This window comes from Thermovibrio sp. (genome assembly GCA_015488335.1).
Lineage (GTDB): Bacteria > Aquificota > Aquificia > Desulfurobacteriales > Desulfurobacteriaceae > Balnearium.
This window is the reverse complement of record WFNZ01000022.1, coordinates 42,113-52,263: the sequence shown is the minus strand read 5'-3', so window position 1 is coordinate 52,263 and position 10,151 is coordinate 42,113. Positions and strand designations below refer to the sequence as shown.

The window sequence follows — 10,151 nt, the reverse complement described above, 5'->3', positions numbered from 1 at the left end:
AGCTTACCCTCTTCTTTTTCTATAAAGGTGGTCAGGTTTTTGAGGGCAACTACAGGAGAAGGCACCGTTAAGAGTAGTCTGAGAAATCGGTCTCCCATGGCATCAAGCCTGCTTTTCTCCTCCGGAAGAAGGCTCCTGGTTGAAAGGAGAACCTCTATAAACCGCTTAACCTCTTCAGGCTGTTCAAAGCCCATTTTCCTTAAATCTTCAACTTCGTAAAAGGAGAGAGCTCTCCTATCTCCGGTAGGGAAGAACCTGTTAAAGTAGTAGTTAACTCTTTTCATCACCCTTTTCAGCTCTTCTACGAAATCCTCTCTGCTTCTAAAACCCATTTTCCTTGCAAGCTCCTCAGCTTCTTCGCTTTCAGGATGAAAGGTCTGGGTCTGGCGGAAATCTGTTATCTGGAGCATGTGCTCACACTGCCTCAAAAAGAGGTAAGCGTTTTTAAGCTCTTCAAACTCCTCTTTAGTCAAAAAACCCCACCTCAAGAGCCTTTTAAGGGCAATAAGTGTGTTCTTTGAGCGAATCTGAGGGAACTTGCCTCCGTAGATGAGCTGGAAGGCCTGAACGATAAACTCTACCTCCCTTATTCCACCAAGGCCTAACTTAAGGTCTATTCTCTCTCCCTTTTTCCTCACTTTGGCTTTTATCATCTCTTTCAGCTTCAAAACCTCTTCAACAAGGGAAATGTCTATATACTTCCTGTAGACAAAAGCTTTCGCAAGCTTTAAGAACTCAATTCCCGTTCCTTCAACGTCTCCCACTGAAGGGCGAGCTTTTAGAAGGGCGAAACGCTCCCACGGCCTTGCAACGGCAGTGTAGTATTGTTCAAGGGCTTCAATGTCGTTAACAAGAGGCCCCATCGTTCCGTTGGGTCTTAAACGGGTATCTACAGGGCAGCAGATTCCCTCTTTTGTTCTTTCGGTAAGGAGCTCCGTTATCTCCTTCGCCAAAAGGGTGAAGAAATCGTGGTTGTGGAGCTCCCCGTAACTTCCCCCTGAAGTTTTCCCGTAGTGGCTTCCGTAAACGTATATAAGGTCTATATCTGATGCGTAGTTAAGCTCAAATCCTCCGGCCTTCCCCATATCAACAACAACAAAGGTTGAAGAGGGCTCTCCGTACCGTTTAATCAGCTGTGAGTAGGCGAAACGGTAAGCGGCGTCTATGCAGGCGTCGTGAATCAGCGTTACGTCTCTGACCAGTTCTTGAAAAGGGGCAAGGTTGAGAATGTCCCTGAGAACTACCCTTGCCATGTGAAGGTGTTTGAAGATACGAACCTCATCCATAAAGGCTTTTCTGTCGGTTGAGGAAGATTTAAACTCAAAATCTCCCGGGAGAAACTTCTTCTGGTAAATCTCCTGTAAACGGGAAAGGAGCTCCGTATGCCTTACAAGGAAATCTGCAAGGAACCGTGAGGCAGAGAAAAGCTCAATCAGGTGATAGAGAAACTCTGTTTTAACCTCTCTCGGGAACTCCCCCTTCAGAACAGTGTAGAGCCTTTCAAGGTAGATGAGAGCTCTCCTCGGGTTAGGAAGCCTATCTGCGTTTCCCTCAACGTAGGAGAGGAGCTCCCTCCACTCCCCGGAAAACTCTGCCTTTAATTTTTCAATCAGGTAATTCACGCCTTCCTCAACCTTCCCGTGACTTTATAGAAATAAAAAATAAGAACGAAAAAGAGAGCAGATGCAAAGGTAAGGACGAAAATAAGGTGGGCATTCTGAGGTTCAGGAGAAAGAAGTATGAGCTTCCTCGTAACAACGATAAAACCTATTTCAAGGAGAGATAAAACGTAGTGAATCCTCTTCTGATAAAACATTGCCGATATAAAATCAATAACAATTAAAACGAAGAGAGCATCTGTAAGGAAATCTCTCATCCGAGTAAAAGTCAAAATATAATTATTTACTTTTATTACTGAGTAAAGCCTTTCTATAAGACTTAAAAGGCAAAAAACAAGATATATTGTAAGAACAGAAATAAATATAAATCTCATAAATTGGACAATCTTCTGAAGAAACTTATAACTTCTCGTTCCTATTAACTCCATTTTATCTGGAGTCTCTATTCTCACTTAACCCTCCTTTTAGAAGCTGCAGGAATTCCCATCTCTTCCCGATACTTTGCCACGGTTCTTCTGGCAACTTTAAAACCTTTCTCTTTAAGGAGCTCCGCTATTTTGCTGTCGCTGTAAGGTCTTCTCTTATCTTCACCCTCAATTATCTTTCTAATTGCTTTTTTAACCTCTTCCTGGTGGGAAGATGCAACCTGTCTGCTGAGGAAGAAAGCAGCAGGATAGACTCCAAAGGGCGTCTCTATCAGCTTATCTTTTAAAGCCCTGCTCACTGTTGACTCATGAATGGATAGGGAAGAGGCTATCTCTGAAAGGGTAACCGGCTTTAAGGTTTTCCCGTCCTTTAAAAACTCTTTCTGCCTGTTAAATAGCTCTTTCAAAACCCTCTCTAAGGTCTCTCTCCGCTGGTCTATGGCCTTTTTGAGCCAGAGAGCTCTCTGGTACTTCTCCTTGATAAACTTTTTAAGCTCTTCTCTGGCAGCGTGTTTAAGGTAGTAGCTGTTTATCCTAAAGTTGAAATATTTTGGAAGCAGGACTTCCACTCTTATATCTCCATCTCTACTAAGCCACACCTTTGCATCGGGTTTAACGGCAGTGTTAAACTCTCCACCTTCACCGGGACGGGTATCACACCGCTTTAGGTAAGAGAGGAGCTCTTCAAACTCTTCTTTTGTCAGACTAGACTTCAACATGAAAGTTGAAGGTGACGAAATAAACTCAAGAAAAGAGAGAGAATCTATAAGTTTCTGGGGAGCTCCCATCTCTTCAAGCTGAACCTGAAGGAGCTCCCCAATTGAGTAGGAACCACATCCAACCGGCGTAAGCCTTTTGAACCTCTCCCTAACTTTTCTGACTCTCTCAGGAGAAATTCCAAAACGGGAAGATATCTCATCCTCTGGGACAAGAAGAAATCCTCTAAAATCAAGGTTTTCAAGGATGTAAAGGGCAACATCTCTATCCAGTCCATCAAACTCCAGCAAAACCTGACGTTTCAGCTTATCGTAAATGCTCTCTCTAAAAGGAAAAACCTCTCTTTCATTTTCCTCTGAAATAAACAGGTTCCCTCCCTCAAAAACAAAATCAAAGCTTTCATCCGAACTGGTCTCCTTTTCTGTTTTCTGGACAGAGAGTTCTTCCTCCTCAACCTCAATAAGGGGATTTGTTTCTATCTCGTTCTTCAAGAATTCTTCCAGAGAAACAAGGGGAAGCTGAAGAAGGTGAAGCTTTAAAACAATAGAAGGAGTAAGTTTCAGCTGCTGTGTCAGGTTAACGTTTAACTCAAACTGCTGCCTCAAATCTTTCTCCGTAGTAAAATTTTTCTGCCATGAAAAGAATATATGTTTTGCTACCAGTCCTCGTTTTAACGCTCTTTTCCTTCGCCTGTGGTGTTGTTAGAACCTCTCCTTTCGGAGAGAAATCTCTGATTCTCATTCCCACATCCGAAGAAGTTGCACTGGGTAGAGCTACCGCCCGGCAGGTTGAAAGCCGCTCGGTAATGTGCAAAGACCCGGTAATAAACAACTACGTAAACTGGGTAGGGCAGAAAATAGCTGCAGTTTCGGGAAGGTACGACATAACCTACCACTACAAAGTAATAGAGAGTCCTGAACTCAATGCATTCTCCCTGCCCGGGGGTTGGGTTTACGTTTACACAGGCCTTTTAAAACACCTAAAAAATGAAGCAGACCTTGCCTTCGTTTTAGGACACGAAACGGGACACATAGTTGGAAGACACGCCATCAGAAGGCTTCAAGTAATTTATGGAATTAACTTCCTCCTCTCTCTCACCTTAGGAGGAAAAGAGGTTTCTCAGACAGAGCTTGAAGTAATAAAAGTCCTGTATCAGATAGTCCTTGCAGGATACAGCAGAAAAGAAGAGATGGAAGCTGACGAGATGGGAGCCTACTTTACCGGTAAAGCAGGCTGGAACCCGGTTGCTTCAATAGAGACTCTTGAGATACTGGATAAATTGATGAAGTTCAAACCTTCAGGAATAACAGAGCTCTTTATGGACCATCCTACCAATCAGAAAAGAATAAGGAACCTTAACCGCTGGATAAGGACGTTTCCGAAGAAATGGCTAAAGAATCCGTTTAACGAAGAGAGGTACAGAGAGAAAGTCCTCAGGAGGCTTAATGGAGATACTGAAAGAGGGGAAAAGAGTAATAGAGGAAGAGGCAGAAGCATTAAAACGGCTGGCAGAGAGGCTTGATGAGAACTTTGTAAAGGCTGTGGAGCTCCTTCTAAAAACAAAAGGAAGAGTTGTTTTAACAGGTGTTGGGAAATCGGGGCTCATCTGCAAGAAGATAGCAGCAACACTCTCAAGCACAGGAACTCCCGCCTTCTTCCTCCACCCAACAGATGCAGCCCACGGAGACCTTGGAATGGTTAAAGGAGAGGATACGGTAATTGCCGTTTCAAACAGCGGAGAGACGGAGGAGCTCCTCTCCATAATTCCCATAATAAAAAGTTTTGGAATACCGGTAATTGCCATAACCAGTAATCCGAAATCATCACTTGCAAAGCTCTCAGATGTAGTTTTAAACCTCCACGTTGATAAAGAGGCCTGTCCTTTAAACCTTGCTCCAACAACGTCAACAACTGCCACCTTAGCCATAGGAGACGCCATTGCAGCCGTGCTTATAAAACTAAAAGGTTTTACCAATCAAGACTTTAAACGACTCCATCCAGGGGGAAAACTGGGGGTGAGGCTCTCTAAAGTAAAAGAACTAATGAGAAAAGGAAACGAAATACCGAAAGTAAAACCTGAGACATCGGTAAAAGAGGTAATCTACGAAATCTCTTCAAAAAAATTAGGAGCAACTCTCGTTGTGGATGAAGAAGGGAAACTCATAGGAATAATAACCGACGGTGATCTGAGAAGGGCTTTTGAAAACGGATTTGGTCTTGAGTCAAAAGCAGAAGAGATAATGACAGAAAAACCAAAAGTTATTGATGGAAACCTATTTGCAGAAGAAGCTTTAAAAATCATGGAAGAAAACAAAATAACCGTTCTTCCCATAGTTAACCAGGAAGGAAAAGTAGAAGGTATCATTCATCTACACGATATTTTAGGTCGAAGAATACTCGGTTTTTAAAGCAGAAGCTGAATTTTGTGATAGAATAGTTACAAACAAACAGAAATTCTGGAGGATAAAATGGCAAGAGGAAGAAAAGCAGGAAAAAGGGCCAACAGAATTGTTCGTCTCTCTATACCCAAAAGGCTCTACTTCATCCTCTTAGGAGTTGCAGGCAACAACGAGCAAAAACTTAACAGACTCATAAGGCTTATTGTTGAAGAGAAGCTTGAAAACTCAACAGTTGCCGAACTTGCACAGCTCCTTGAACCTACAAAGAGAAAAGGGGAAGAGGAAACAGAAGAGGAACAGTAGTCAGAACTCTACCCCAAGGGACTCAAGAAGGGCCCTTCCTTTGTGGAGGGTCTCCTCAAACTCCCTCTCTGGAACCGAATCCCAAACGATTCCGGCTCCAACTTGAAGAGTCCCAAGATTCCCCTTGAAAAGAAGTGTTCTAATAACGATGTTAAAGTCCATACTGCCGTTAAAGGCCATATAGCCAACGGAACCTGTATAGAGAGCTCTCCGGGTCGGCTCAAGCTCGGCGATAATTTCCATTGTTCTAACTTTGGGAGCTCCCGTTATCGTTCCCCCGGGAAACATAGCTTTTAAAACGTCAACGTTTCTAACTCCTTCTTTCAAAACTCCTCTAACGTTTGAAACGATATGGATAACGTGGGAGTAGTACTCTGGAACCATAAGCTCATCAACCTCAACTGTTCCATACCTGCATATCCTCCCAAGGTCGTTCCTCTCAAGGTCTACAAGCATCACGTGTTCTGCCCTCTCTTTTTCTGAAAGAAAGAGCTCCCTCTCAAGCTCTTTGTCTTCTTTAGCCGTCTTTCCCCTCCTTCTGGTTCCCGCTATTGGTCGTGTCTCAACAATGCTACCCTCCACCCTGACAAGCCTTTCCGGAGAGCAGGAGACAGCAGTAAACTCCCCAAGCTGGAAGAAAAAGGAGAAGGGAGAAGGGTTTAACTCCCTGAGTCTTCTGTAGAGCTCTGTAAAACTCCCGTCAAAAAGAACATCTATCCTCTGAGAGAAGTTAACCTGAAATGAGTCGCCAGAGGCTATGTAGTCCTTTATCTTCTCAACGGCACAGGTGAAGTAATCTTTACTCATATTGGTCTTATAAAAGACGGAAGAGTACTCTTCCTGAGAATATTCAGGCAGCTTATCAATCTCTAAACCACCCTCAAGGGAAATCAGATAGGCCTTCTTTTTCAAGTTGTCAAAGATTAAGGTCTGCTTCGGAAGGAAGAAGTGGACGTCGGGCATCACTAAATCGTCAACGTAAGGAGAGGGAACGTTCTCTATAAAACGGTTGGCATCGTAAGAGACGTAGCCGTAGATTCCAAAGGGCAGGCTTTCAACCCGGTACTTTTCAACATACTTTGTGTAAAAGAGGTGGAGTTCCTCAAAAACTTCCGGGTTATCCCTTAAAATTAGCTCATCTTCAATCCCTACACAGATAACAGAGAACCTGCCGGTTTTCCTGTTAACGTTAGCAGAGTCAAGAAAGAGTTTAACAGGGTAACCGGCTTTAGAGAGTGACAGGAAAACCCTCTCAGGTTCCCTATAAGCTAAAGGCTCAATCCTCAAGGGCTATCCCTCCTCTACTGAGAGTGAAACTCAATATAGGAGGGAAACGACCGTTGTGCTATCATTCCCAATTACACGAAGCAGGAGGAACGTAATGAAACTTTCCGGTGCAGAGATTCTCCTGAGAGCTTTAGAACTTGAAGGAGTTGAAAAGATATTTGGATACCCCGGAGGAGCTGTCTTAGACATCTACGACAGGCTCCCCTTCTCACCTCTTAAACACTACCTCACCCGCCATGAACAGGGAGCAGCCCACGCAGCCGACGGCTATGCAAGGGCAACGGGAAAGGTCGGGGTTTGCTTCGCAACTTCCGGCCCTGGGGCAACAAACCTTGTTACAGGCCTTGCAACGGCCCAGATAGACTCTGTTCCCGTCGTTGCCTTCACGGGAAACGTTCCAACCTACATGATTGGAAACGACGCCTTTCAGGAAGTTGATACAGTTGGAATAACGAGGCCTATAACGAAGCACAACTTTCTTGTGAAAGACGTGAAAGACCTTGCAGATACGGTAAAAAAGGCATTCCACATAGCAAGAACGGGAAGGCCGGGAGTAGTCTTAGTTGACCTTCCAAAAGACGTTACGAGGGAGATAACAGACTTCTTTGAGGAAGAGTATAAAACTCCTGTTCAGATAAGGAGCTACAAGCCCGTTCTAAAAGGACATCCCGGCCAGATAAAGAGGGCTGCAAAGGCGATAGCCTCTGCCGAAAGGCCCATCCTCTACATAGGGGGCGGTGTCGTCTCTTCCGGAGCTTCAGACCTTGTTGTAAAGATGGCAGAGGTTGCAAACATACCTATGGCGGCAACCCTTATGGGGTTAACGGCAGTTCCTGGAAACCACCCGTTCTTCTTAGGAATGTTGGGAATGCACGGAACCTACGCCGCCAACATGGCCATTCAAGAAAGCGACCTGATAGTTGCAATAGGTGCAAGGTTTGACGACAGGGTTACAGGGAAGCTCTCAGAGTTTGCTCCAAACGCTAAAGTAATCCACATAGACATAGACAGTGCAGAGATTGGAAAGAACAGGGCAGTTGACATCCCGATAGTCGGAGACGCGAAGCTGGTCATGGAGGAGCTCCTCCCCGAAGTTGAAAAGCAGGTAGCCAAGAACAGGGAGTTCTACGCCGTTCGCGAGAAGTGGATACTGAAGGTGAGGAGCTGGAAGGAGAGGTATCCGCTCTGGTACGAGCCCAGCGACAGAGTGATAAAGCCCCAGTTTGTAATAGAGAAGATATGGGAAGTTACGAAGGGGGAAGCAGTTATAACAACAGACGTTGGACAGCACCAGATGTGGGTTGCCCAGTACTACAGGTTCAGTTTCCCCAGGCAGCTGATAACCTCCGGCGGCCTTGGAACGATGGGCTTTGGAGTTCCTGCGGCAATAGGGGCAAAGGTTGGAAGGCCGGACAAAACTGTCTTCTGCATCTCAGGAGACGGCTCCTTCCAGATGAACATGCAGGAGATAGTTACGGCAGTCCACTACAACATCCCCATTAAGGTTGCAATCATAAACAACGGCTTTTTGGGAATGGTCCGCCAGTGGCAGGGAATCTTCTACCAGAAGAACTACTCCCAGGTTCACTTAGACGTTCAGCCGGACTTTGTGAAGCTTGTTGAGGCAATGGGAGGAGTTGGACTGAGGGCAACTAAGCCTGCAGAAGTTGAGGCCGTTCTTAAAGAGGCGATGGCCATAGACGACAGGCCCGTTGTTATAGACTTTATCGTTGACAGGGAAGAGGACGTCTTCCCGATGGTTCCTCCGGGGGGAGCTCTCCACGAGATGATACTCCCAAGCTACGGTAAGAAGAAGGAGAAGAAAGCCGTTTAAGAGGTTGCTATGGATAGAAAGTGCGAACAGAGGAAGCACATAATCAGCGTTTTAGTAGAGAATCAGCCGGGAGCCCTCGCAAGGATAATAGAGCTCTTTAGCTCAAGGGGATACAACATAGAGAGCCTGAACGTCGGCCACACTGAAGACCCCAGCATTTCAAGAATTACTATGGTAGCCAAGGGAGACGAGCACACGATAGAACAGATAGTAAAGCAGCTCAGGAGAATAATTGACGTCTTCAAGGTCAGGGATTTAACCGATAAGAAGAAGCTTGACAGGGAGCTCCTCATCGTTCGGGTAAACGTTGAAACACCTGAGAAGAAAGAAGAGGTAATGAGGTTAGTTGAGATATTCGGAGCCCAGGTTGTTGACGTTTCAAAGGATACCTACACGGTAGAGCTTACAGGAGACGAAGAACAGGTAGACGCCTTCTTAGAGCTTATCAAACCTATGGGAATCAGAGAAATGGCGAGAACCGGAAGGGTTGCAATGGTCAGAGCCCTTCAAGGAGAAACCTTCGGAGAACAGAAAGAATAATTGATATAGGAGGTAGCAATGGCAAAGGTTTACTACGACTCAGACGCAAGCCTTGACTACTTAAAGGGTAAAACTGTGGCAATCCTTGGTTACGGAAGCCAGGGGCACGCCCACGCCCTCAACCTGAGGGACAGCGGAATAGACGTTGTTATCGGCTTAAGGCCCGGAAAGTCTGCAGAGAAAGCAAAGGCAGACGGGTTTGAAGTTCTCTCCCCTGAGGAGGCGGCAAAGAGAGGAGACGTTATCATGTTCCTCCTTCCAGACCCTGTTCAGAAGAAAGTCTACGAGGAGGCCGTTAAGCCAAACCTTGAACCTGGAAAGGCTTTAGCTTTCGCCCACGGCTTTAACATCCACTTCAACCAGATAGTCCCTCCCGAAGACGTTGACGTTTTCATGGTAGCACCCAAAGGCCCCGGCCACCTGGTTCGCTGGACTTACCTTGAAGGAGCAGGAGTTCCTGCCCTCGTTGCAGTTCACCAGGACGCAACAGGAAAGGCCTTTGACATCGCCCTTGCCTATGCCAAGGGAATTGGAGCAACGAGGGCTGGAGTTATAGAGACAACCTTTAAGGAAGAGACAGAAACTGACCTCTTCGGAGAACAGGCAGTCCTCTGCGGTGGAACTGCAGCACTCATTAAGGCCGGATTTGAGACCCTTGTTGAGGCAGGATACCAGCCGGAAGTTGCCTACTTTGAGTGCCTCCACGAGCTCAAGCTCATCGTTGACCTCATCTACCAGCACGGACTTGCAGGAATGAGGTATTCAATCTCCGACACTGCCGAATACGGAGACTACACGAGAGGCCCAAGGGTTATTGATGAAAGAGTTAAAGAGAACATGAAGAAGATTCTCAAAGAGATTCAGACTGGAGAGTTTGCAAGGGAGTTTGTTTTAGAGGCACAGGCCAACTACCCTGTCCTCAACGCCCACAGGAAGATGGAAGCAGAACACCCAATTGAAAAGGTTGGAAAGAAACTCCGTGAGATGATGCCATTCTTAAAGCAACAGAAGAAAGAGCTCAAGTAAA

Annotated in this window: 10 protein-coding genes; 6 read left to right on the top strand and 4 right to left on the bottom strand. The window is 45.7% G+C overall.

Annotation, left to right across the window (positions count from 1 at the left end):
* From F8H35_RS02380 to rpoN, 3 genes are all read right to left on the bottom strand, one after another.
* A partial coding sequence (locus F8H35_RS02380) for a [protein-PII] uridylyltransferase family protein (RefSeq protein ID WP_472571968.1) occupies positions 1 to 1,622 on the bottom strand: 1,622 nt, incomplete at its 3' end.
* Complete coding sequence (locus F8H35_RS02375) at positions 1,619 to 1,876, bottom strand: hypothetical protein (RefSeq protein WP_472571967.1); 258 nt, start codon at positions 1,874 to 1,876, stop codon at positions 1,619 to 1,621. The genes F8H35_RS02375 and F8H35_RS02380, both read right to left, overlap by 4 nt.
* 191 nt (positions 1,877 to 2,067) lie before the next feature.
* Complete coding sequence (gene rpoN / locus F8H35_RS02370; protein WP_472571966.1) at positions 2,068 to 3,366, bottom strand: RNA polymerase factor sigma-54; 1,299 nt, start codon at positions 3,364 to 3,366, stop codon at positions 2,068 to 2,070.
* 29 nt (positions 3,367 to 3,395) lie between these two features.
* On the opposite strand from rpoN, the gene F8H35_RS02365 reads away from it, so the two are divergent.
* The 3 genes from F8H35_RS02365 to F8H35_RS02355 are packed head-to-tail and all read left to right on the top strand — an operon-like array spanning position 3,396 to position 5,463.
* Positions 3,396 to 4,283 (top strand): M48 family metallopeptidase, encoded by an 888-nt coding sequence (locus tag F8H35_RS02365; RefSeq protein WP_472571965.1) that lies wholly within the window; start codon positions 3,396 to 3,398, stop codon positions 4,281 to 4,283.
* A complete protein-coding gene (locus tag F8H35_RS02360; RefSeq protein WP_472571964.1) occupies positions 4,207 to 5,169 on the top strand; it encodes a KpsF/GutQ family sugar-phosphate isomerase in 963 nt (320 codons plus the stop codon). The genes F8H35_RS02365 and F8H35_RS02360 overlap by 77 nt, the downstream gene beginning before the upstream one ends.
* Positions 5,170 to 5,229: 60 nt before the next feature.
* Positions 5,230 to 5,463 carry a hypothetical protein gene (locus F8H35_RS02355; RefSeq protein ID WP_472571963.1) on the top strand — a complete coding sequence of 78 codons (234 nt, stop codon included), beginning with the start codon at positions 5,230 to 5,232 and terminating at the stop codon, positions 5,461 to 5,463.
* Here the strand turns inward: F8H35_RS02355 and F8H35_RS02350 are convergent, their stop codons facing one another.
* A complete protein-coding gene (locus tag F8H35_RS02350; protein WP_472571962.1) occupies positions 5,464 to 6,750 on the bottom strand; it encodes an anthranilate synthase component I family protein in 1,287 nt (428 codons plus the stop codon).
* 94 nt (positions 6,751 to 6,844) lie between these two features.
* Here F8H35_RS02350 and ilvB point away from each other — a divergent pair, with 94 nt between their 5' ends.
* From ilvB to ilvC, 3 genes are read left to right on the top strand one after another with little or no spacing between them, the layout of a single operon-like run.
* Positions 6,845 to 8,584 (top strand): biosynthetic-type acetolactate synthase large subunit, encoded by a 1,740-nt coding sequence (gene ilvB / locus F8H35_RS02345; protein WP_472571961.1) that lies wholly within the window; start codon positions 6,845 to 6,847, stop codon positions 8,582 to 8,584.
* 9 nt (positions 8,585 to 8,593) lie between these two features.
* Positions 8,594 to 9,124 (top strand): acetolactate synthase small subunit, encoded by a 531-nt coding sequence (ilvN, locus tag F8H35_RS02340; RefSeq protein ID WP_472569225.1) that lies wholly within the window; start codon positions 8,594 to 8,596, stop codon positions 9,122 to 9,124.
* Positions 9,125 to 9,142: 18 nt separating this feature from the next.
* Complete coding sequence (gene ilvC / locus F8H35_RS02335) at positions 9,143 to 10,150, top strand: ketol-acid reductoisomerase (RefSeq protein ID WP_472571960.1); 1,008 nt, start codon at positions 9,143 to 9,145, stop codon at positions 10,148 to 10,150.
* Position 10,151: the final 1 nt, after the last annotated feature.